Here is a 22,576-nt window from a genome sequence, read left to right as displayed (position 1 = left end):
GCGTCTCTTCCTCTACAAATCTGTTCTTACGATGCCGGAGTTGGCTGGGGCAGATACATCTGAATCGCCTCGTAAGCTTGCAGTATTTCCACAACCTGCCTACGGACCATCGCGTCATCCCCCTCGGCACAGCTGGATTCCAGCTCGTCGCAAAGATGTCCCAGTTGCATGGCACCTACTGTTCGCGCGGAGGTCTTGGCATTGTGCGCCAGTGCACCTATGGTTTGAAAATCGCCCTGCTCGCACAATCGACTTAAATTCAGCAGTTGCTGGCCCGTGTGGGCGGCAAATCGCTGCAGCATGCGTTGGTGGACATCCTTGTCTGCATGCCCGAGCGTGCGCACCAAAGCCTGATCGTCCCAAATCTTGGGCGCGTCTTCTATTCCTGGTCTTACCTGCTCCACTGTCATGGTCAATCCATCAGGCCGATGTTGCATTCAATGGCGTGAGCGCTTTGCCCTGGACCAGGTAACCAATCAGGTTGTCCGCCGCCAACATCGCCATCGCACGGCGGGTGCCCGCAGTGGCGCTAGCGATGTGCGGTGTGAGCACAACATTGGGCACCGTCAACAAATCCGGATGCACCGCCGGCTCACCCTCAAAGACGTCCAGCCCCGCAGCCGCAATGTGTTTGTCGCGCAGGGCTTTGGCCAACGCCGCGTCATCCACGATGCCGCCGCGTGCGATATTGATCAACGTAGCCGTGGACTTCATCATGGCCAGTTCCGCCGCGCCAATCGTGTGGTGCGATGCAGCCGAATACGGCACGACCAGCAGTACGTGGTCTGCGGTCTGCAACAGCGTTGCCTTGTCGACATACGTAGCATGGCAAGCTGCTTCGGTAGCTGCATCCAGTCGGCTGCGGTTGTTGTAGATCACTTTCATGCCAAAGCCCAAAGCGCCACGTCGTGCAATGGCTTGCCCAATGCGCCCCATACCAATGATGCCCAACGTGCTGCCATGCACTTCAGCACCGGTCAGCATGTCGTAGCTCCAGCGTGTCCATTTGCCGGCGCGCAAATAATGTTCGCCCTCGGTCACCCGCCGCGCGGTAGCCATCAGCAAGGCGAAACCAAAATCCGCAGTGGTCTCGGTCAATACATCAGGGGCATTAGTACCCAGCACACCTGCTGCGGTCATCGCTTCCAGATCAAAGTTGTTGTAGCCCACTGTCATGTTGGCGCAAATCTTCAACTGCGGGCATTGCGCCAGTAAGGCGGCGTTGATGCGTTCCACACCGGTGGTGAACACGCCCACTTTTCCCTGAAAACGCTGCAGGAGTTCTTCAGAACTCCACAGCAGATCGGCCTGGTTGGACTCAACAACAAAGTGCTCGGACAAGCGCTCCAAGACGTCGGGAAAGATGGCGCGCGTGACCAGAATGGCGGGCTTGTTCATGGCGTAGTTGGCGCAATGTCAAATACCTGGCGCAGATAGGCCAGGTACTTTTCATCGTCGCACATGTTTTTGGACGGGGTGTCAGACAGTTTGGCAACGGGCTGGCCATTGCAGCGCACCATCTTGATGACGATTTGCAGTGGCTCGTAGCCCAGATCATTGGTCAGGTTGGTGCCGACACCAAAGGCCAGCTGGCAGCGCCCCTTGAACTGGCGGTACAACTCAATCGTGCGCGGTATGGTCAGACCATCGCTGAAGATAAGAACCTTGGTATGTGGATCAACCCGGTTGCGCGCGTAGTGGGCCAGCATGCGCTCGCCCCAATCGAACGGATCGCCGCTGTCATGGCGGGCGCCATCGAAGAGCTTGCAAAAGAACATGTCAAAGTCGCGCAGGAAAGCGCTCATGCCATAAACGTCGGAGAGCGCGATTCCCAGGTCACCGCGGTACTCCTTGGCCCAGGACTCGAACGCGAAAGTCTGGCTGTCGCGCAAGCGCGGCCCCAATGCCTGAGAGGCCTGAAGGTATTCATGCGCCATGGTTCCCAGTGGTGTGAGCCCCAGTTTCATGGCCAACAACACGTTGCTGGTACCCGCCAGTTGACCTGGAACGCTGGCGGCGTGGCCAGGGCTATGCAGCACACCCAGCCCCGCCCGCAGCACGCGCAGTACTTCGTCGTGCCAAGACCTGGAAAAACGCCTGCGTGTCCCGTAATCGGCGATCTTCAGATCGCCCAAACCTTCAGACCGCAGTTGTTCAATCTTCACGTCCAGGCGCTTGCGGCCCTCAATCACATCAGGCACCGCCTGCGTATTGCGGAAATAGACTTCGTTGACGATGGCCAGCACCGGGATCTCAAACAGGATGGTGTGCAACCAGGGGCCGTGAATCGCGATGTCGAGTTCGCCATTCGCCATCGGCGTGATGTTGATGTACTTTTCATTGAGCTTGAACAGGCCCAGGAAGTCCACAAAATCGCTTTTGATGAAGCGCATGGAGCGCAGATACGCAAGCTCAGACTCCTGAAACTGCAAGGAGCACAACGCACGGATTTCCTCGCGAATTTCCTGTGCGTGGACTGCCAAATTGATGCCGGGGTTGCGGCACTTGAAGCGGTACTCCACTTGCGCACCTGGGAACTGGTGCAGTACTACCTGCATCATCGTGAACTTGTACAGATCCGTGTCCAGAAGGCTCGTAATGATCATTCCAACGCTCTCAGTTTTTATTCCAGCCAGGTTGTGAAATCCGCCACCGGTACGCGCGGTGTATGGAAAGTATTAACGACCTCAGAAGTATCCGCGTAACCCAGCGCCATACCGCAGACCAGCATCTCATCCGGTCCTGCGCCTATATGCGGAAGGATGATGCTGGAAAAGCCATTCCATGCGGCCTGCGGGCAGGTGTGCAGACCGCGCCCGCGCGCCGCCACCATGATGCTTTGCATGAACATGCCGTAGTCCACGAGCGAGCCGCGCCCCATGATGCGGTCTACGGTAAACATCAGACCCACAGGGGCATCAAAGAATCGAAAGTTGCGCTGGTGCTGGGCGTGCATTTTGTCTTTGTCTGCTTTGCCAATGCCCAGCAGTCCATACAGACCCCAGCCGTTTTCGCGCCGCCGGTCAATATACGGACTGACCCATTGCTTCGGGTAATAGTCGTACTCCTCTGCATATTGCGCGGCCAGCGTGGGATCCGCGCGCAGCGCGTCGTGCGCCGCACACGCCTTGTCTACCAGCGTATCGCGACTGGCGCCCTGCAATACGTAGACCTTCCATGGCTGGCAATTGGTACCGGAGGGCGCGCGGCTGGCCACCTGCAATATGTCGGAGATGGCTTCGCGCTCTATTGGCTGCGGGGTAAACGCACGCACAGACATGCGCGAACTGATAGCTGCATCCACAGCAGACAATGTCATAGCAATTTCTCCAGAACATTTCGTAATTTTTCGGGCAGCGGTACCGGGCGGCGCGTTTTACTGTCCACATAGACGTGTACGAAGTGGCCCTTGGCGGCAGTCAGCTCTCCATCACCAAAAATGCCTACTTCATAACGCACGCTACTACTGCCAAGGCGCGCAACACGAATACCGGCTTCAATGGTTTGCGGGAAGGAGAGCGATGCAAAGTAATTGCAATGGGTTTCCACCACCAAGCCGATGACTTCGCCACCGTGGACATCGAGTACGCCTTGTTCGATCAGATGGGCGTTGACCGCCGTATCGAACCAGCTGTAATACACGACGTTGTTGATGTGTCCGTACTGATCGTTGTCCATCCAGCGGGTGGCAATGGGACGAAATGCTTTGTAGGCGCCACGGGATTCGGCTTCTGGTTTGGTCAGCGATGCATCGGACATGCGCCCATTCTGCCAGCCCGCACAACCTGGCAAGCCACAGGACGCGCCAAGGTGACTGCAGCATGACAAAGCCCGGTTTTAGAACTGCATCACTATTTTGCTGCATTGCAGCAAAAACCGCTTGCAATACCCAAATCCATCTCTATAATTTGACTCATGCTGCACTGCAACATAAACAGCCATGAGGGCCAGTTTCAGAGCAGATGAGTTTTTTACTTACCTACTGGAGATTCTTATGCTGACCGTTGAACAAGTTCTGGCTTCCCACAAATCCAACATCGAAACCCTGTTTGGTCTGACCAACAAGGCTTTCGAAGGCGTTGAAAAGATTGTTGAACTCAATCTGACCGCTTCCAAGGCTGCCCTGTCCGAAGCCGCTGGCCACACACAGTCTCTGTTGAGCGTCAAAGATGCCCAGGAACTGCTGGCTCTGCAATCCGGCCTGTTCCAGCCTTTGGCTGAAAAGACCGCCGCTTACAGCCGTCATCTGTACGACATCGCCCAAGGCGCTGGCGCAGAGTTCACCAAGACTTTCGAAGGCCAAGCGGCTGATGCACAGAAGAAATTCGGCGCCTTGGTCGACAACGCCGCCAAGAACGCACCCGCTGGCTCCGAAGCTGCTGTTGCAGTTGTGAAGAGCGCAATTGCTGCTGCCAACAACGCACTGGAATCCGTGCAAAAGGCCGTCAAGCAAGCCACTGATCTGGCCGAGTCCAATTTCAATACGGTGTCCGCCCAGGCTGCCAGCACGGTCAAGACCGCTGCGAAGCGCCGCTAAAGCGCGCCAAATTGCATCCCATGGGTGCAATTTGAGTCAGCACTCTAGCAACCAAGGGAAAACCCTGAGATAATTCAATTATTCAGAAACGAATTCGTTTCTACCGGTTGTCTCCTCGGGTCCTTTCGAAACCTTCAGGTTCAGGGATCCCTTCAAGGCCTCGTTGCAAAACGGGGCCTTTTTTTTTGGCCCTACCGCACAACCTCGGTACGCGTCTTGGCCGCAATCGCGTCCCTGAGCAACGGCAACATTTGCAGCATGGCCTTGCGCCCCGCCTCAATGGCGCGTTTACGGGCGCTGAAGTCAGCGCTGGACACACCCGTCAGCGTGGGGCGGATGACGATGTCGGCGTCGCGCAGCTCCAGACTGTTGATGCTTTTGCCCATGATTGCAAACGTCTGCAAAAGTATGTCCAACGTTCCGGTGGACAGGAGGGTCTCCGGGGGACTGGAAATGTCCACAGCAATCACCAGCTCGGCGCCCATCTTGCGCGCTGCACGTACTGGCACTGGTGACACCAAACCACCGTCTACGTAGTCGTGCCCAGAAATTCTCACCGGCTCGAACACTGCCGGTACCGCGCTCGATGCGCGAACCGCAACACCCGTGTCGCCGCGCTGGAACACTACATCGTGGCCTGTTTGCAAATCCGTGGCCAGAATGCCCAACATCAGTGGCATGTCTTCAATGCGTTTGCCTGCAACCTGGCCATTGACATAGCGCGCCAACGCATCGCCGCGCAGCATGCCACTGCTAAAGAGTGGCAGCTTCCAGTCAGTGATGGCCACCTCCTCCATGGTTTCAGCGACGCGTTGAAGTTGGGTTCCATTCTTGCCACTGGCATACAGCGCTGCAACCAAGCTTCCGGCGGATGTACCCGCGACCAGACTCGGGCGTATGCCAGCTTCTTCCAGCACCTGAATGACGCCCACATGCGCGAACCCGCGCGCCGCACCACCACCAAGCGCCAGGCCAATGCGGGGGGGTATTTTGATAACAGGCGGCGGCTCTACCGAAGGCACGACTATCGGTGGCGGAACCTCAACGATGGCCGGCGCAATTGGTGCTGTCGAGCAGCCCGCCAGCAACGCAGAAAGCGCAATGAGCGATGCCCATTGCGCTTTGCGTTCAATCAGATGAAACCGGAACGATCTACGCATCAACCCGCGGTAGCTTCCTCGGGCTTGGACTTGCCCTCTTTCTTGGGCAACGGTTGAATGTCCAGGGCCACTTCGCCCGTCTCAACACCCTTGTCATCGGTTGTGATGTTCATGTCTACCGTCAGACGCCCGCCGTCGACCAGACGGCCGAACAACAACTCGTCTGCCAGCGCGCGGCGAATCGTGTCCTGAATCAACCTTTGCATTGGGCGCGCACCCATCAGCGGATCAAAGCCCTTCTTCGCAAGGTGCTTGCGCAACGTGTCGGTGAAGGTGACATCCACTTTCTTCTCCGCCAACTGGCTTTCCAACTGCAGCAAGAACTTATCGACCACGCGCAGGATCACGTTTTCATCGAGTGCCTTGAAGCTGACGATAGCGTCCAGACGGTTGCGGAATTCCGGCGTAAACAGGCGCTTGATATCGGCCATCTCATCACCCGACTCGCGCGGGTTGGTAAAGCCAATGGTGGCCTTGTTCATGGTCTCCGCACCCGCATTGGTCGTCATCACAATAATGACGTTACGGAAATCGGCCTTGCGGCCGTTGTTGTCCGTCAGCGTGCCGTGATCCATCACCTGCAACAGCACATTGAAGATTGCAGGGTGTGCTTTTTCGATTTCATCGAGCAGCAACACGCAATGCGGCTTCTTGGTGATTTGCTCGGTGAGCAGACCACCTTGGTCAAAGCCAACATAGCCAGGAGGCGCACCAATCAGGCGGCTCACCGCGTGCTGCTCCATGTATTCGCTCATGTCAAACCGAATCAGATCAATGCCCATGATGTAGGCCAGTTGCTTGGCGGCTTCGGTCTTGCCCACGCCGGTGGGGCCACTGAACAGGAACGAACCAATCGGCTTGTCGCCCTTGCCCAGACCTGACCGCGCCATCTTCACCGCAGAGGCAAGCACATCCAACGCCTTGTCTTGACCAAACACCACGTTCTTCAGATCGCGCTCCAGCGTCTTGAGCTTGCCGCGGTCGTCATTGGACACATTGGCGGGGGGAATGCGTGCAATCTTGGCCACAATCTCTTCGACTTCTGTCTTGCTGATGGTTTTCTTGCGCTTGCTCGGTGGCAAGATGCGCTGGGCAGCGCCAGCCTCATCGATGACGTCAATCGCCTTGTCAGGCAAATGCCGGTCATTGATGTATTTCGCGCTCAGCTCGGCAGCAGCCTGCAACGCAGCCACGGCGTACTTCACGTTGTGATGCTCTTCGAAGCGTGACTTGAGTCCCTTGAGTATTTCTACGGTCTGGTCGATGGTCGGTTCGACCACATCTACCTTTTGGAAGCGGCGCGACAGTGCGGCGTCTTTTTCGAAGATGCCACGGTATTCGGTGAAGGTGGTGGCACCAATGCATTTCAGTTGACCGGAACTCAGGCCGGGCTTCAGCAGATTGGATGCATCCAGCGTGCCGCCGGACGCAGCACCTGCGCCGATCAAGGTATGGATTTCGTCAATGAACAACACCGCATTGGGTTTGTCCTTGAGGGCTTTCAACACGCCTTTGAGGCGTTGTTCAAAGTCGCCACGGTACTTGGTACCTGCCAGCAAGGAGCCCATGTCCAGCGAATAGACAACGGAGTCGGCCAGAATTTCGGGCACGTCGTTTTGCGTGATGCGCCAGGCAAGGCCTTCAGCAATCGCGGTTTTACCCACACCAGCTTCACCCACCAGCAAGGGATTGTTTTTGCGGCGGCGGCACAGGATTTGGATAACCCGCTCCACTTCATACTCACGCCCAATCAGCGGATCAATCTTGCCGTCTTTGGCAAGCTGATTCAGATTGACGGTGTACTGCTCCAGCGGAGAAGCCTTCTCATTCTTCTCGTTACCACCCTCTTCGCTTTCGCCCTGGCTCTCATTTGCCTTGGCAGGCTCCGGCGGGTCACTCTTTTTGATGCCGTGGGCAATGAAGTTGACAACATCCAGACGCGTCACACCTTGTTGATGCAGGTAGTAAACGGCGTGCGAGTCCTTCTCGCCGAAGATGGCAACCAGCACATTCGCACCAGTCACTTCTTTCTTGCCACTACCGGTGGATTGCACATGCATGATGGCGCGCTGAATCACGCGTTGGAAGCCCAGCGTGGGCTGGGTATCGACCTCATCGGCGCCGGCAACCTGTGGCGTGTTGTCCTTGATGAAGTTTGACAGAGACTTGCGTAAGTCATCTGCATTGGCGGAGCACGCACGCAGCACCTCGGCCGCGCTGGGGTTGTCCAGCAAGGCCAGCAGCAGGTGCTCCACGGTGATGAATTCGTGGCGTTGCTGGCGCGCCTCGACAAACGCCATATGCAAGCTCACTTCCAGTTCCTGGGCGATCATGTGGATTCCTTATCTGACTTGCGTTGGTGATTAACTGTAAACCGATTTATGCGTGCAATGGAAAAGACTTTGCGCATGCTTACAGATCTATGGGCTCGCTGACACATTTCAATGGGTGGCCGGCTTTGTGCGCAGCTTCCAGTACTTGGTCTACCTTGGTGGCCGCTACATCCCGCGTATACACACCGCATACGGCTTTGCCGTCTAAGTGGATCTTGAGCATGATCTGTGTCGCCGCTTCCCGGTCTTTGCCAAAAAACTCCTGGATGACAACAATGACAAACTCCATCGGGGTGTAGTCATCATTGAGCATCACCACCTGGTACATCTGCGGTGGGCCAACACGCAGCGTGCGGCGTTCCAGGACGACGGCTCCGCCATCCTCTTTATTCGGTGTACCGTCAGGATTTTGCGGTGGTAATTTCGGAATCTCGGTTGCCATGCAATCCATTCTATCGGTCGCTTTGAAAAACTGCATTACCCCTCCGAAGTGGCGCCAATCTGGCCACATTCAAGCCATGCAGATAAAAAAACCGCCAGTGACCCTGCGGCCAGCGGCGGTTTTGACAAGCCTGCGCACCATGCGGTGCGTGCTGACTGGTGTTCGTCAGGCCTTCATCGTCGCTAGCGCGGCGTTGAAAGTCTTGCTTGGGCGCATCACAGTGTCCAGCTTGGCCGTATCGGGTAGGTAGTAACCGCCAATGTCAGCGGGCTTGCCCTGTACGGCTGCTAACTCAGCAACGATGGCTTGCTCGTTATCGGCCAATTGTTTTGCCAGCGGTGCAAACTGTTTGGCCAAAGCGGCATCGCCAGTCTGCTCCGCCAGCTCCTGGGCCCAGTACAAAGCCAGGTAAAACTGGCTGCCGCGGTTGTCGAGCTGACCTGTCTTGGGAGACGGATTCTTGTTGTTATCCAGCAATTTACCCGTCGCCGCATCCAGCGTTTGCGCCAGCGCTTTGGCCTTGGCATTGCCCGTCTTTAAACCCAAATCTTCCAGCGATACCGCCAATGCCAGAAACTCGCCCAGCGAATCCCACCGCAGGTGGTTTTCTTCGACCAATTGCTGCACATGCTTGGGGGCGGAGCCACCAGCACCGGTTTCGTACATACCGCCACCAGCCATCAAAGGCACGATGGACAGCATCTTGGCTGAGGTGCCCAGTTCCATGATGGGGAATAGGTCAGTCAGGTAGTCGCGCAGGATATTGCCAGTGGCGCTGATAGTGTCCAGGCCACGGATCACGCGTTCCAGCGTGTAGCGCATGGCACGCACTTGGCTCATGATCTGGATGTCCAGACCCGTGGTGTCATGCTCGTGCAAGTACATCTTGACCTTGGTGATCAGTTGAGCCTCGTGTGGGCGGTACTGATCAAGCCAAAACACGACTGGCATGCCGGAGTTGCGTGCACGGTTAACGGCCAGCTTGACCCAGTCGCGAATCGCTGCGTCTTTGACCTGGCACATGCGCCAGATATCGCCGACTTCCACGTTCTGGCTCAACAGCACTTCGCCAGTCGCCAAGTCGGTGATGTTGGCCACACCGTCTTCGGTAATCTCGAAAGTCTTGTCGTGCGAGCCGTATTCCTCGGCCTGCTGCGCCATCAAGCCTACGTTGGGCACGGTACCCATGGTCTTGGGATCGAAGTTGCCATGCCATTTGCAGAAGTTGATGATCTCCTGATAAATACGGGCAAAAGTGGATTCGGGCATCACGGCCTTCACATCCTTCAGGCGACCGTTGGCATCCCACATCTTGCCGCCATTGCGGATCATCGCGGGCATGGAGGCATCCACAATAATGTCGTTGGGCGAGTGGAAGTTGGTGATGCCTTTGGCAGAGTCCACCATGGCCAGCTCGGGGCGGTGCTCGTGGCAGGCGTGCAGGTCCCGCTTTATCTCGTCCTGCTTGCTTTGTGGCAGGCTGGCGATCTTGGCGTATAAGTCGGCCATGCCGTTGTTGACATTGACACCCAGTTCCTTGAACAGGCTGCCGTGCTTCTCAAACGCATCCTTGTAGAAGATCCGGACGCAGTGGCCAAACACGATGGGGTGCGATACCTTCATCATGGTGGCTTTGACGTGCAGCGAGAACATCACACCGGTCTTGCGCGCGTCTTCGATTTCTTTTTCGTAAAACTCCAGCAATGCTTTCTTGCTCATGAACATGCTGTCAACAACCTCACGGTCCAGCAGCGACACCTTGGGCTTGAGCACGATGGTCTGGCCGCTCTTCGTGATCAGCTCCATCTTGACGTCGCGGGCGCGGTCCAGGGTGATTGATTTTTCGCCGTGATAGAAGTCACCCGCATGCATGTGCGACACGTGTGACTGCGAAGCCTGGCTCCACTCGGCCATGCTGTGCGGGTTCTTGCGGGCGTATTCCTTTACGGCCTTGGGGGCGCGGCGATCCGAGTTACCTTCGCGCAGCACGGGGTTTACTGCCGAGCCGATGCAGCGGGAATAGCGGGCACGGATTGCCTTTTCTTCGTCGGTTTTGGGTGCTTCAGGGTAGTCTGGTACGGCGTAGCCCTTGGACTGAAGTTCCTTGATACAGGCCTGCAACTGGCCTACCGAGGCGCTGATGTTGGGCAGCTTGATGATGTTGGCATCAGCTTGCAAAGTCTTCTTCCCAAGCTCGGCCAAAGTATTTGGCAGCCTTTGGTTTTCCTTCAGGCTTTCGGGGAACTCACCCAGAACACGGGCTGCCACCGAGATATCTGCTTCCGCAAAAGTGATGCCTGCAGGGGCTGCGAAAGCACGCACGACAGGCAAAAATGATGCTGTCGCCAGGCGTGGCGCTTCATCGGTCAGGGTGTAGATGATGGTGGGTTGCTGGTTGCTCATCTTTTGTCTCCAAAAATTGATAGGAAGAAGGCCGCTAGGACATGGTGCCCGAGCGGCTCAGCTTTGCGTCGAGTCGCCGAATCCGGGCTGACGACGCATCACGTCTTACATATGGTCGATCATGACCTGACCGAAGCCAGAGCAGCTCACTTGAGTCGCACCTTCCATCAGTCGGGCGAAGTCGTAAGTCACTTTTTTGCTTTTGATGGATTTCTCCATCGCGCTGATGATCAAGTCCGCGGCTTCGATCCAGCCCATGTGACGCAGCATCATTTCAGCCGACAGGATTTCAGAGCCGGGATTTACATAGTCTTTGCCTGCGTACTTTGGCGCAGTACCGTGGGTGGCTTCAAAGCAAGCCACCGAGTCAGACATGTTGGCGCCTGGCGCAATGCCAATGCCTCCGACTTGCGCGGCAAGCGCATCGGAGATGTAGTCACCATTCAGGTTCAGTGTGGCAATCACGCTGTACTCAGCAGGACGCAACAGGATTTGCTGTAGGAAAGCGTCAGCGATGCTGTCCTTGATGATGATGTCCTTGCCCGACTTCGGGCTCTTGAATTTGCACCATGGGCCGCCATCGATCAGCTCAGCACCAAATTCCTTTTGTGCCAGGTTGTAGGCCCAGTCACGGAAACCACCTTCGGTGTACTTCATGATGTTGCCTTTGTGGACGATGGTCACACTGGGCTTGTCGTTGTCTACCGCGTACTGAATCGCCTTGCGCACCAGACGCTCGGTACCTTCGCGGGAAACCGGCTTGACGCCGATACCCGAAGTATTGGGAAAGCGGATTTTCTTGACGCCCATCTCATCCTGCAAGAACTTGATCAGCTTCTTGGCCTTGTCGCTTTCGGCTTCGAATTCAATACCTGCATAGATGTCTTCCGAGTTCTCACGGAAGATCACCATATTGGTCTTGTGCGGCTCTTTCACTGGCGAGGGCACGCCAGCAAAGTACTGCACCGGGCGCAAGCAGACGTACAGATCCAGTTCCTGGCGCAATGCCACGTTCAACGAACGGATACCGCCGCCCACGGGAGTGGTCAGTGGGCCTTTAATGGACACCACATACTCACGCAGTGCGGCCAGGGTTTCTTCGGGCAGCCACACATCGGGGCCGTACACCTTGGTGGATTTTTCACCGGCATAGACCTCCATCCAGTGGATCTTCTTCTTGCCGCCGTAGGCCTTGGCAACTGCAGCGTCCACCACCTTCAGCATCACCGGCGTGATGTCCATGCCAGTGCCATCGCCTTCGATGAACGGAACGATGGGTTCGTTGGGTACATTCAATGACATGTCGACATTGACGGTGATTTTTTCCCCTCCGGCGGGAACCTTGATGTGCTGGTACATGGGAATCTGTCTCCGAGAATTTTGTGGATCTGGCTTATCTGCGAAAGGCAAAGCTTTCAGTAGCTAAATGAATTCTAGCCCCAAAAAAATTACTGTATTCTGTCAACCGGCTAGGCGCACCTATCGTTGTGGAAGCGTGAGTCCAGCTACGGAAACACAGGTTTTACCTACTACTTATTGGGGAATTCGAACATGAACAAGCTTCTCGCCACACTCGTTGCTGCCACCGTTTCCATGGGCGCATTTGCCCAAACCGCGGCGCCAGCAGCGGCCCCCGCCAAACCAGCGCCTGCCCCAGTTGCTGCCCCTGCTCCGGCTGCCGCTCCTGCAGCTGCCGCTGCCCCCGTAGCCAAGCCAGATGCCAAAGCCGAAAAGGCTGCTGCAGCCAAGAAGGCCAAGGAAGAACGGGCCGCTGCCCGCAAGGCCAAGGCTGAAGCCAAGAAAGCCAAAGCCGCTGCAAAAGCTGCTGAAGCCAAGAAATAAGACGAAGCCACCTCGTCAGAAAATGCCCGCCTTGGCGGGCATTTTTCATGGCTGGTGGACAATGTCACCATGAAAAAGCATTTTTTATTCGCCAGCCTGTTGGCCTTTTTTGCGGCCTTGCCCGGCCATGCCCAGCAACTCCCACAAACCAATCTGCAGCGCATTGTTCTGGGTGCCGGCATTTACCAAATCGATACCCAGCTTGCGCTGACACCCGAACAGCACACGATAGGTTTGATGTTCCGCAAAGAGATGCCGCAAAGCGAAGGCATGTTGTTTGTGTTTGAGTCGCCGGTGCAGCAATGCTTCTGGATGAAGAACACGCTGCTTCCATTGACGGCTGCGTTCATCGCAGACGACGGGACCATCGTGAACCTAGCGGACATGAAGCCGCAAACCACGGAATCGCATTGCTCGCTCAAGCCTGTGCGTTATGTGTTGGAAATGAACCAAGGCTGGTTTGCCAAAAAAGGCATCAAGGCCGGGGCCAAGCTGTCAGGCACACCGTTCTCTGGCAAATAACCCGGCATAAAAAAACCGACCCATGGGTCGGTTTTTCATTTCAACCAAATTAGGAGATTCAGGCGAAGTTAGCTTCCGCAAAAGACCAGTTCACCAGCTTGTCGAGGAAGGTTTCCACGAACTTGGGGCGCATATTGCGGTAGTCGATGTAGTAGGCATGCTCCCATACGTCAACGGTCAGCAACGCTTTGTCAGCAGTCGTCAGCGGTGTGCCGGCGGCGCCCATATTGACGATATCTACCGAGCCATCGGCCTTCTTGACCAGCCAGGTCCAGCCGGAACCGAAGTTGCCGACAGCAGACTTCACGAAAGCCTCCTTGAATGCAGCATAGCTGCCCCACTTTGCGGTAATCGCAGCAGCCAATGCGCCTGTGGGTTCGCCACCGCCATTGGGCTTCATGCAGTTCCAGAAAAAGGTGTGGTTCCAGATTTGCGCGGAATTGTTGTAAATGCCGCCGCTGGACTTCTTGATGATGTCTTCCAGAGCCATGCTCTCAAACTCGGTTCCCTTTTGCAGGTTGTTGAGATTGACGACGTAGGCGTTGTGGTGCTTTCCGTGGTGGAACTCCAGCGTTTCCTTCGAATAAGCGGGAGCCAGCGCGTCAATCGCGTAAGGCAAGGGGGGCAAGGTATGTTCCATGATTTCCTCTTCTTTGATGGGTTGCAACAGGGTGATTGTAGGAATTAATTCGAGGCTTGATCCGCAACCTGTAGATCAACCACGCCATCAGAGAGGGTAGCCTTTAACAGAGCCCCTGTCTGTACTTGTGCCACCGTACTCACCGTTTTTCCATTCAAGTCGGTGAGCCAGGCGTATCCGCGATCCAGCACCGCAGCAGGGTCCAACCCCTCTAACTGCCAGCCCATGCGGTCCAATTGGTCGCTTTGCGCGCGCAATGCATTATCTCGGGCAGTCGAAAGCGTCAATTGCAACTTTTGCCAGGATTGCAGATCACTGGCCCACCCCATGCGAGCCGCCGGTCCCAGGCGCTGGGCCAGCGATTGCAGAGACAAGCGATGGCGCATCGCAAAGCCCGACGGGCGGCCTAGCCGTGAGACAGCAAGATCCAGGCGCTGCGACTGACGATCCAGTTTGCGCAGCACAGCGTCGTCCAGACGCTCGTGCATCGAATCCAAAAGCTCGGCCCACTGGGCTTGAGGACGGGCCACCAGCTCGGCGGCTGCCGTCGGCGTAGGCGCGCGCAAGTCCGCAACGAAGTCGGCGATCGTGAAGTCAGTTTCGTGCCCCACTCCACAAACCACCGGTACCGGGCTTTGTGCAATGACTCTGGCCAGCGCCTCATCGTTAAAGGCCCACAAATCCTCCATCGCGCCGCCACCTCGCACCAGCAGAATGACATCGATGTGCACGGCGCTGTTTGCATCCGCCGTGGCGACCATGGCGAACAAACTCTGTAGCGCTCGCACCAATTCGGCAGGCGCAGCGTCCCCCTGCACCGATGCCGGCGCGATCACCACCGGCAAATGCGGCACACGCCGCTGCAAGGCCGTCACCACATCGTGCAGCGCCGCTGCACCCAGTGATGTGACCACGCCAATGCCACGCGGACAAACAGGCAACGCCTGCTTACGTGAGGCGTCAAACAGACCTTCGTGCTCCAGCTTGGCCTTGCGCGCCAGGAACTGCTCAAACAAGCTGCCCTGCCCTGCACGGCGCATGGACTCGACCACGAGTTGCAATTCCCCTCGGGCTTCATAGACACCCAGCGTACCGCGCAACTCCACCTTGTCGCCATCGCGCGGCTGAAAATCCAGCAAGCTGGCCGCGCGCCGAAACATCGCACAGCGCAACTGTCCTGTGTCATCACGCAAGGTGAAATAGCAGTGCCCACTGGCGGCGCGTGTGAAGCCAGTGACTTCCCCTTCCACGCTGACCGGGTTGAAACGCGCGTCCAACACATTCGCAATGGCCTGGCACAACGCGCCCACGCGCCAGATGCGCGACTGAGCGCCCAATTTCATCTCATCCGCCACAGCGTGCTCCCTTTGAAGTGCTCCGCATTCCGAGCACCCTTCCATTTTCGCAAGACGGCACTGCGCCAACGCACGGGTTATCGTTGGAGATTGTTGATTTCATTTGTTTTTTTGCTGCTGAAAATGTCATCAAACCGTCAAAACATGTGATGAATGCTGCATAGTCGCACGCGCAACGCAGGTTTTGCACAAAGTTATCCACAAGTTTTGTGGGTTTTGCGCACGGCGGCGTGGGCCATAATCGCAAAGCTTTCCATCCCCCAGGAGCCGACATTTGTTTTCCATCATACAAGCTGCAGGTTGGCCCATTTGGCCTTTGGTTGCCTGCTCCATTCTGGCTCTGGCCATTGTGATTGAACGGTTTGTCAGTCTGAAAACCAGCAAGGTTGCCCCCCCAAAACTACTCGATGAAGTCATCGGCGTCACCCGCAAAGGCGTGCCCGCGCCAGATGTTGTGGCGCAACTGGAAAAGAACTCCGCTTTGGGCGAGGTGCTGGCCAGCGGCCTGCGCGCGCTAAACAATGACCCCCGCTGCCCGGAAGCCGATTTGCGCGCCACGATGGAAGGCGCTGGGCGTGTGGTTGCACAGCGGCTGGACCAGTACCTGAGCGCTCTGGCGACAATAGCCTCCGCAGCCCCGTTGATGGGCCTGTTCGGCACCGTGGTGGGCATGATTGAAATTTTCGGCTCGCAGGCGCCTGGCGGTGCCACCGGCGGCAACCCGGCACAGCTCGCGCATGGTATTTCGATCGCGCTGTACAACACAGCGTTCGGCCTGATCGTTGCAATCCCTTCGCTGATTTTCTGGCGCTACTTTCGTGGTCGCGTCGACGCCTATTTGCTGACGCTGGAACTCTCGGCCGAACGGTTGGTGCGCCACCTGAAGTCCCTGCGTCCTCAGTAAATTCAACTCCCCATGAATTTCCGACCCAAGGCCAAGGAAGAACCCGAGATCAATCTGATCCCGTTCATTGACGTGCTACTGGTCGTGCTGATTTTTCTGATGCTGTCGACCACCTACAGCAAGTTCACAGAAATCCAGCTCACGCTCCCTGTGGCGGACACCCAGTCGCCCAAGGAGTACCCCAAGGAGCTGATCGTCTCAGTCGCAGCGGATGGCAGCTACAGCATCAACCGCAATCTGGTTGCTGGTCATTCGCCCGAAGGCGTTGCCAAGGCCATGACCGAATTCGCCAAAGGTGCCAAAGACACCGTGGTCATCATCAGCGCAGACGCCAACGCCAAGCACCAGGCTGTCGTGACGGTGATGGAAGCAGCACGCCGTGCGGGCCTGAACCAGATCACCTTCGCTACCCAGTCGTCTTCGGGCGCAGGAGGCAAGTAAGGCCCATGGCTGGGCAACCGCCTGGTAAACAAGGCCTCGGACTGGGGCAGCGAATACAGCGCGCCTGGACAGGCCGCGGACTTTTGGCCAGCGCACTGTGGCCTATAGCGCGGTTGCATGGCGCGCTGGTGGCACTGCGACACGTCCTTTATCGCACAGGCATCCGCCGCGTGCTTCGGGCACCGGTTCGTGTGATCGTCGTAGGCAATGTTGTCGCCGGTGGCGCAGGCAAAACGCCCACCACGATCGCGCTGGCACAACACCTTACTGCGCGCGAATTCAAGGTCGGTCTGGTATCAAGAGGTTACGGCCGCCACGGTACAGACTGCCGTGAGGTATTTGCGAGCGCCAGTCCCGAGGAGGTCGGCGACGAACCCTTGTTGGTCCACCGCATCACTGGGCTTCCGGTCTTCGTGGCGCCCACCCGCCATGCGGCCGCTACGGCTTTGCTGGCTGAATACCCGGAGACCAGCATCATTCTCTGCGATGACGGTCTGCAGCATTTGCAATTGTTCCGGGATCTAGAAGTCTGTGTGTTCGATGAACGCGGTATCGGCAATGGCTGGCTGCTCCCGGCCGGTCCTTTGCGCGAGCCCTGGCCGCGGCGCGCCTGCGCACGCTCTGGCCAGCACGATTCCCGCTTGCTGGTGCTGCACACATCCGGGCAAGCGAAACTGCCTGGTTTTCGCGCGACCCGCACGTTGGCGAACTATGCACTGCGCTCTGATGGTAGTCAGGTACCGCTGGACCAATTGATGCAACCGCACGCCCTGCCCTGTGTTGCGCTGGCAGGTATTGCACGGCCCGACGCTTTTTTTGACATGCTGCGCACCAGGGGCTTCACGTTGGCGGATACGGTGGCGCTCCCGGATCACTATGATTTTCATAGCTACTCACGCACATTTGATGCGCGCTACCAGCTGATTTGTACCGAAAAAGATGCTGCCAAGCTGTGGGCCAAAGATCCTTCTGCATTGGCCGTGCCGCTGATTCAGACGGCTGAGCCCGCGTTTTGGGTGGCGTTGGATGCCCATGTCGATACCTGGTCAGAAAAAACACCCGACGCAAAGTTATCATCACCCCATGGACACCCGATTACTTGAACTGCTGGTGTGCCCCGTGACCAAGGGGCCACTGGAATACAACCGCGAACAGCAAGAGCTGGTTTCGCGCAGCGCGCGCCTCGCCTATCCGGTGCGCGACGGTATCCCCATACTGCTGGAAAACGAAGCCCGCACGCTGACCGACGCCGAACTCGAAGTCTGACGTTCGCAGCATGGCTTTTACCGTTCTGATCCCTGCCCGGCTGGGCTCCAGCCGCTTGCCTAACAAGCCGCTCGCTGACATCGCCGGTTTGCCGATGGTTGTGCGCGTGGCGCAACGGGTGCAATCTGGCATGAAAGCAGACACGCGCATCGTGGTTGCAGCAGACAGTCCGTTGATTGTGGACGCCTGCTGCCAGCACGGCATTGAAGCCATCCTGACCGACGTGAACCACGCATCCGGCAGCGACCGTCTGGCGCAAGCCTGCGAGATTTTGGGCTTGCCGGATGACGATATCGTCGTCAATGTGCAAGGCGATGAGCCACTGATGGACCCGGCGCTGGTGCAGGCAGTCGCGGATTTACTGACCACCCATCCCCAAGCTGCCATGGGTACAGCCGCACATGCAATAGACACAGTGACGGATTTTGCAAACCCCAATGTCGTCAAGGTGGTCGCGCAGGCGGATGGCCTGGCGCTGTATTTCAGCCGTGCGCCTATCCCGTGGTGGCGCGATGGCAATGGGCAAGGCGTACATACATTACCGCAACCGGCACCTTTGCGGCATATCGGTATTTATTCCTATCGCGTGCATTTTTTACGGCAATTTCCCAAGCTGGCGGTGTCGCCGCTGGAGGTCACCGAGTCACTGGAGCAGCTGCGCGCGCTGTGGCATGGCTACCGGATTGCAGTGCACTCAACACTGCATGTACCCGGGCCCGGAGTAGACACACCAGAAGACCTGGAACGGGTACGTAACTTGTTTAAGACGTAGAGCGTCCATTTGTAAGTTGGGAGGCAGGCCGCGCATGCTATTCTTGCCCCCTGACTCCATCTGCAGCGCACCATTGCGGTGCCGCAACGCATCACAGATTTTGACTTTCCGAGGGATTCCATGAGACTGATATTGTTGGGCGCGCCAGGCGCTGGCAAAGGCACGCAGGCCACATTCATTTGTCAAAAATATGGCATTCCTCAGATCTCCACTGGCGACATGCTGCGCGCTGCCGTCAAGGCTGGCACACCGCTGGGCCTGGAAGCCAAGGGCATCATGGATTCGGGCGGTCTGGTCAGCGACGGGCTGATCATCAATCTGGTGAAAGAACGTCTGACACAACCAGATTGCGCCAAAGGTTTCCTGTTTGACGGATTTCCGCGCACCATCCCCCAGGCCGACGCAATGAAAGCCGCTGGCGTGGTGCTCGACTACGTCGTGGAAATTGATGTGCCGTTTGAGGCCATCATCGAACGCATGAGTGGTCGCCGCTCGCACCCAGCATCGGGCCGCACTTACCACGTCAAGTTCAACCCGCCCAAGGTCGCAGGCGTTGACGACGTCACTGGCGAGCCTTTGGTGCAGCGCGAAGACGACAAGGAAGAGACAGTGAAAAAACGCTTGGACGTGTACAGCGCCCAAACACGGCCATTGGTGGAGTACTACTCCAGCTGGGCCAAGCAGGATCCGGACAAGGCGCCGAAATACCGTGCCGTCAGCGGACTGGGCGATGTCAACGCCATCACGGCCAGCGTATTCGCGGCTCTGTCCAGCTAATCAGTACCCGCTTGCCCGTTTTACGGGCACAGCAACTCCAGCATCAGCGCAATCCGTGACTTGACGGGCGAAAGTCCGTCAAAGTGCGGCAATGCCTCTGTGGCTCCGCTTGCGGCAACGATAGCACCCCATGCACACCGTGTGGACCGGACCACCCGGATCCCTTTGGATTGTGCATGGCGCAGAGCTTCGTCCAATGCCTTATGCACTGTCCCATTGCCTGTGCCTGCAACCACCAACCCACGCAGCGGAGCAGTGGCTTCTGGCACCTGCGCCATCAACGCATGCACGATGGCGGCAGTAGCACCCGCATGGCTCACCACAATATCTACGCGTGGCCATTCGGCTGTCACGTTGACTGGAATGGTGAAACGCATAGCTGGCAACGAACGCTCCCAAGCCCGCACTTGCCGCACCCGCCCTTCTTCGACATAGGCCAATGGCCCCGCGTCACCCGAATCAAACGCATTCAATCGGTAGGGATGCACCTTCTGCACATCGCGCGCGCCGTGCACCGTGCCAGCACACACAACCAGCACCCCCGCCGCCCCGGCGGCTCGGGCAACAGCCACGGCATCCAACAGGTTTTGTGGACCATCAGGCGAATGGGCACTGGCAGGCCGCATGGCGCAGGTCAGCACCACGACTTTCTGCGCCAACAAATCCGCGGGAAGCACACTGGCTAAAAAGAACGCCGTTTCCTCCAAAGTGTCGGTCCCATGGGTAATGACCACGGAACGGACATCGTGCGAGGCCAGATGTTCAGAGACGCGCTGTGCCAGTCGGCGCCAATCGCCGAACTCCATGTCCTTGCTGTCGACGTTGGCCACCTGCTCACAATGCAAGGTATCCCCTGATAGAGCCGCCTGCAAGCCTGGAACCCGCCCCAGAACTTGGGTCAGGTCCAGTTGGCCCGACTTGTAGCCGACGTTGTCCCCAGCTTCGGTTGCGGTGCCGGCAATCGTGCCTCCCATCCCCAAAAAAACGACTTTCAATGACATTTTTGAGCTACCCACTTGCAAAAATAATTTAACTGGTTAAAAATACAGTTACTGGATGTGATAACAGTGTTTCCAATCTGCCAGAGCCGACCCAACCTAAGGAGTCACCATGCTAGAGAGCCCCAAACTGACCGCCAGGCAACAACAGATTCTGGACCTGATCCAGAGTGCCATTGCGCGCACCGGAGCGCCTCCTACACGCGCCGAAATCGCCAATGAGCTCGGTTTCAAGTCCGCCAATGCCGCTGAAGAGCATTTGCAGGCCTTGGCACGTAAGGGCGTGATCGAGCTGGTCAGCGGCACCTCTCGGGGCATCCGGCTGCGCAGTGACACCTTGCGCTCCATCCATGAATCTCGCATCAAACAATTTTCCCTGCCTTTGCCTGGCTTGGCCCAACTGGCTCTGCCGCTGATTGGGCGCGTTGCTGCAGGTTCGCCCATTCTCGCGCAGGAACATGTGGACCAGACCTACTATGTCGAAAACAGCTTGTTCCAGCGCAAGCCGGACTACCTGCTGAAGGTGCGCGGCATGTCCATGCGCGACGCTGGCATCATGGATGGCGATCTGCTGGCGGTGCAGGCCACCAAAGACGCGAAAAATGGCCAGATTGTTGTAGCCCGGTTAGGTGAGGAAGTCACCGTCAAACGCTTTCGGCGCAACAAGCACCTGATTGAACTGCACCCCGAAAACCCGGATTACCAAACCATCGTGGTCGAGCCCGGCGAGCCCTTCGAGATCGAAGGCCTCGCTGTAGGCCTGATTCGCAACACGATGCTGATGTGAAAGACCCCCTGCCATGAACGCCATGAATCTTGCCCTCTATGCCCTGCGCCGTGTGTCCGCTGGTTTCCAGGTGATGACGCGCGCGCTGCTGGATTCTTCAGCTAGCCACGGGGCGGTGTGCCTGCCGATTCAGCGCATACGCGTAAATCCTGCTCCGTTTGCACTCCCAAAGCGCACATCTCCTGCCAGCGACGCCTCCATCAAGCCCTTGCGTGTATTGCGCGTGATGGAACCCGGTCAGCAACGCACCTGTGTAGGCAGGATGGTCATCTCCGGCCGCATGGCCGATGTCTGCGCCGAGTTGGATCGCCTCGCCGCCTGCGAAGCTGCAATGTCCTGACACATATTCAGCGGGCCACGTCTGCCTGACAGGGCACAATGGCACGCATGAATATTGTGATTCTTGATGACTACCAGGATGCTGTACGCAAACTGGAGTGTGCCTCCAGGCTGGAGGCCTACCAAGCCAAGGTTTACACCAATACCGTCAAGGGATTGGGCCAGTTATCGATACGTTTGAAGGATGCAGACATTGTTGTTCTGATCCGGGAACGCACCCACATCACCCGGCAGCTGATTGAAAAGCTGCCTAAACTCAAACTCATTTCCCAGACGGGTCGCGCAGGCAGCCACATTGATGTAAATGCCTGTACCGAGCGTGGCATTGCTGTTGCCGAAGGCATAGGCTCACCGGTAGCACCGGCTGAGTTGACTTGGGCCTTGGTTCTTGCGGGTATGCGCCGTTTGCCCCATTACATCGGGAATCTCAAGCATGGCGTCTGGCAGCAAGCAGGCTTAAAGGCCGGCTCCATGCCCGCCAATTTTGGACTGGGCAATGTGCTCCAAGGCAAGACCATCGGTATCTGGGGTTATGGAAAGATCGGGCAGCTGGTTGCGGGCTATGGCCGCGCCTTTGGCATGCGGGTCCTCATCTGGGGCAGTGAGGCATCGCGCGAGAAGGCGCAGCAGGATGGCTACGAAGCCGCGGCCAGCCGTGAAGAATTTTTCAGTGAATGCGACGTCTTGTCACTACACCTTCGGCTGAACGAAAGCACTTCAGGAATCGTCAAGCAAGCTGATCTCAGTTTAATGAAGCCCACTGCCCTGCTGGTGAACACATCACGCTCCGAGCTGATTGAAACCGACGCCATGATTGGTGCACTGAACCGCGGGCGGCCCGGGATGGCCGCGATTGACGTATTCGAGACAGAGCCCATCCTGCAGGGCCACGCACTTTTGCGCTTGGAAAACTGTATTTGTACGCCCCACATTGGCTATGTGGAGAAGGACAGCTACGAAATGTATTTCGGACATGCGTTTGACAATGTGGTCAACTTCATCCGTGGCACACCCACCAACATCGTCAACCCGGGTGCCCTGCAGGTACGGCGTTAGTG

General features: G+C 57.3%; 25 protein-coding genes. 12 read left to right on the top strand and 13 right to left on the bottom strand.

All coding sequences use genetic code 11. The features are described 5' to 3' along the window. Nucleotides 1–26: 26 nt before the first annotated feature. From AC1DV6_RS11875 to AC1DV6_RS11855, 5 genes are read right to left on the bottom strand one after another with little or no spacing between them, the layout of a single operon-like run. Entirely contained in the window at nt 27–410 is a 384-nt protein-coding gene (locus tag AC1DV6_RS11875) for an Hpt domain-containing protein (RefSeq protein WP_477977671.1), read from the bottom strand. Between the two features lie 10 nt (nt 411–420). Then, on the bottom strand, nt 421–1,398 hold the full coding sequence (locus AC1DV6_RS11870; RefSeq protein ID WP_477977670.1) for a 2-hydroxyacid dehydrogenase: 978 nt from the start codon (nt 1,396–1,398) through the stop codon (nt 421–423). Further along, the gene (gene pncB / locus AC1DV6_RS11865) at nt 1,395–2,606 is read right to left on the bottom strand and encodes a nicotinate phosphoribosyltransferase (RefSeq protein WP_477977669.1); all 1,212 of its coding nucleotides are present in this window, start codon (nt 2,604–2,606) and stop codon (nt 1,395–1,397) included. Before pncB ends, AC1DV6_RS11870 begins: the two co-directional genes overlap by 4 nt. Nucleotides 2,607–2,623: 17 nt before the next feature. Next, nucleotides 2,624–3,319, bottom strand: a complete 696-nt coding sequence (locus AC1DV6_RS11860) for a nitroreductase (protein ID WP_477977668.1) — start codon at nt 3,317–3,319, stop codon at nt 2,624–2,626. Next, the gene (locus AC1DV6_RS11855; protein WP_477977667.1) at nt 3,316–3,759 is read right to left on the bottom strand and encodes an acyl-CoA thioesterase; all 444 of its coding nucleotides are present in this window, start codon (nt 3,757–3,759) and stop codon (nt 3,316–3,318) included. Before AC1DV6_RS11855 ends, AC1DV6_RS11860 begins: the two co-directional genes overlap by 4 nt. 235 nt (nt 3,760–3,994) lie before the next feature. On the opposite strand from AC1DV6_RS11855, the gene AC1DV6_RS11850 reads away from it, so the two are divergent. Then, the gene (locus tag AC1DV6_RS11850; protein ID WP_477977666.1) at nt 3,995–4,537 is read left to right on the top strand and encodes a phasin family protein; all 543 of its coding nucleotides are present in this window, start codon (nt 3,995–3,997) and stop codon (nt 4,535–4,537) included. 191 nt (nt 4,538–4,728) lie between these two features. On the opposite strand, the gene AC1DV6_RS11845 is transcribed toward AC1DV6_RS11850, so the two are convergent. The 5 genes from AC1DV6_RS11845 to icd form a co-directional block, all read right to left on the bottom strand. Beyond that, on the bottom strand, nt 4,729–5,697 hold the full coding sequence (locus AC1DV6_RS11845; RefSeq protein WP_477977665.1) for a patatin-like phospholipase family protein: 969 nt from the start codon (nt 5,695–5,697) through the stop codon (nt 4,729–4,731). Continuing rightward, nucleotides 5,697–8,030, bottom strand: coding sequence for an ATP-dependent Clp protease ATP-binding subunit ClpA (clpA, locus tag AC1DV6_RS11840; protein WP_477977664.1), 2,334 nt, complete (start codon nt 8,028–8,030; stop codon nt 5,697–5,699). The genes AC1DV6_RS11845 and clpA overlap by 1 nt, the downstream gene beginning before the upstream one ends. A 79-nt stretch (nt 8,031–8,109) precedes the next feature. After that, nucleotides 8,110–8,472, bottom strand: coding sequence for an ATP-dependent Clp protease adapter ClpS (gene clpS / locus AC1DV6_RS11835; protein WP_477977663.1), 363 nt, complete (start codon nt 8,470–8,472; stop codon nt 8,110–8,112). Nucleotides 8,473–8,637: 165 nt separating this feature from the next. After that, nucleotides 8,638–10,875: an NADP-dependent isocitrate dehydrogenase gene (locus AC1DV6_RS11830; protein WP_477977662.1), complete on the bottom strand. Its 2,238-nt coding sequence runs from the start codon at nt 10,873–10,875 to the stop codon at nt 8,638–8,640. A 105-nt stretch (nt 10,876–10,980) separates the two neighbouring features. After that, nucleotides 10,981–12,240, bottom strand: coding sequence for an NADP-dependent isocitrate dehydrogenase (icd, locus tag AC1DV6_RS11825; protein ID WP_477977691.1), 1,260 nt, complete (start codon nt 12,238–12,240; stop codon nt 10,981–10,983). Nucleotides 12,241–12,426: 186 nt separating this feature from the next. Here icd and AC1DV6_RS11820 point away from each other — a divergent pair, with 186 nt between their 5' ends. Both AC1DV6_RS11820 and AC1DV6_RS11815 read left to right on the top strand, forming a co-directional pair. After that, complete coding sequence (locus AC1DV6_RS11820) at nt 12,427–12,717, top strand: cell envelope biogenesis protein TolA (protein ID WP_477977661.1); 291 nt, start codon at nt 12,427–12,429, stop codon at nt 12,715–12,717. 69 nt (nt 12,718–12,786) lie between these two features. Further along, nucleotides 12,787–13,239: a DUF192 domain-containing protein gene (locus AC1DV6_RS11815; RefSeq protein WP_477977660.1), complete on the top strand. Its 453-nt coding sequence runs from the start codon at nt 12,787–12,789 to the stop codon at nt 13,237–13,239. A gap of 58 nt (nt 13,240–13,297) precedes the next feature. On the opposite strand, the gene AC1DV6_RS11810 is transcribed toward AC1DV6_RS11815, so the two are convergent. Further along, nucleotides 13,298–13,879 carry a superoxide dismutase gene (locus tag AC1DV6_RS11810; protein WP_477977690.1) on the bottom strand — a complete coding sequence of 194 codons (582 nt, stop codon included), beginning with the start codon at nt 13,877–13,879 and terminating at the stop codon, nt 13,298–13,300. A gap of 44 nt (nt 13,880–13,923) precedes the next feature. Further along, nucleotides 13,924–15,222 carry an exodeoxyribonuclease VII large subunit gene (gene xseA, locus AC1DV6_RS11805; RefSeq protein WP_477977659.1) on the bottom strand — a complete coding sequence of 433 codons (1,299 nt, stop codon included), beginning with the start codon at nt 15,220–15,222 and terminating at the stop codon, nt 13,924–13,926. Between the two features lie 286 nt (nt 15,223–15,508). Here xseA and AC1DV6_RS11800 point away from each other — a divergent pair, with 286 nt between their 5' ends. From AC1DV6_RS11800 to adk, 6 genes are all read left to right on the top strand, one after another. Continuing rightward, entirely contained in the window at nt 15,509–16,138 is a 630-nt protein-coding gene (locus AC1DV6_RS11800) for a MotA/TolQ/ExbB proton channel family protein (RefSeq protein ID WP_477977658.1), read from the top strand. Between the two features lie 12 nt (nt 16,139–16,150). Then, nucleotides 16,151–16,579: an ExbD/TolR family protein gene (locus tag AC1DV6_RS11795; RefSeq protein WP_477977657.1), complete on the top strand. Its 429-nt coding sequence runs from the start codon at nt 16,151–16,153 to the stop codon at nt 16,577–16,579. Between the two features lie 5 nt (nt 16,580–16,584). After that, on the top strand, nt 16,585–17,682 hold the full coding sequence (gene lpxK, locus AC1DV6_RS11790) for a tetraacyldisaccharide 4'-kinase (RefSeq protein WP_477977656.1): 1,098 nt from the start codon (nt 16,585–16,587) through the stop codon (nt 17,680–17,682). Further along, the gene (locus AC1DV6_RS11785; RefSeq protein WP_477977655.1) at nt 17,663–17,845 is read left to right on the top strand and encodes a Trm112 family protein; all 183 of its coding nucleotides are present in this window, start codon (nt 17,663–17,665) and stop codon (nt 17,843–17,845) included. Before lpxK ends, AC1DV6_RS11785 begins: the two co-directional genes overlap by 20 nt. A 10-nt stretch (nt 17,846–17,855) precedes the next feature. Continuing rightward, the gene (gene kdsB / locus AC1DV6_RS11780; RefSeq protein WP_477977654.1) at nt 17,856–18,617 is read left to right on the top strand and encodes a 3-deoxy-manno-octulosonate cytidylyltransferase; all 762 of its coding nucleotides are present in this window, start codon (nt 17,856–17,858) and stop codon (nt 18,615–18,617) included. A gap of 120 nt (nt 18,618–18,737) precedes the next feature. Continuing rightward, nucleotides 18,738–19,394: an adenylate kinase gene (adk, locus tag AC1DV6_RS11775; RefSeq protein WP_477977653.1), complete on the top strand. Its 657-nt coding sequence runs from the start codon at nt 18,738–18,740 to the stop codon at nt 19,392–19,394. Nucleotides 19,395–19,414: 20 nt separating this feature from the next. Here the strand turns inward: adk and AC1DV6_RS11770 are convergent, their stop codons facing one another. Beyond that, nucleotides 19,415–20,395 (bottom strand): asparaginase, encoded by a 981-nt coding sequence (locus tag AC1DV6_RS11770; RefSeq protein ID WP_477977652.1) that lies wholly within the window; start codon nt 20,393–20,395, stop codon nt 19,415–19,417. Nucleotides 20,396–20,504: 109 nt separating this feature from the next. Here AC1DV6_RS11770 and lexA point away from each other — a divergent pair, with 109 nt between their 5' ends. The 3 genes from lexA to AC1DV6_RS11755 are packed head-to-tail and all read left to right on the top strand — an operon-like array spanning nt 20,505 to nt 22,574. After that, nucleotides 20,505–21,179 carry a transcriptional repressor LexA gene (gene lexA / locus AC1DV6_RS11765; protein ID WP_477977651.1) on the top strand — a complete coding sequence of 225 codons (675 nt, stop codon included), beginning with the start codon at nt 20,505–20,507 and terminating at the stop codon, nt 21,177–21,179. A 22-nt stretch (nt 21,180–21,201) separates the two neighbouring features. Beyond that, nucleotides 21,202–21,519 (top strand): hypothetical protein, encoded by a 318-nt coding sequence (locus AC1DV6_RS11760; RefSeq protein ID WP_477977650.1) that lies wholly within the window; start codon nt 21,202–21,204, stop codon nt 21,517–21,519. 47 nt (nt 21,520–21,566) lie between these two features. Next, nucleotides 21,567–22,574 (top strand): D-2-hydroxyacid dehydrogenase family protein, encoded by a 1,008-nt coding sequence (locus tag AC1DV6_RS11755; protein WP_477977649.1) that lies wholly within the window; start codon nt 21,567–21,569, stop codon nt 22,572–22,574. Nucleotides 22,575–22,576: the final 2 nt, after the last annotated feature.

The sequence above is a fragment of the Rhodoferax sp. P2_H8_2 genome (assembly GCF_056403235.1).
Note: the sequence above shows the minus strand (reverse complement) of the source record. Positions and strands in the feature narration are given on the sequence as shown.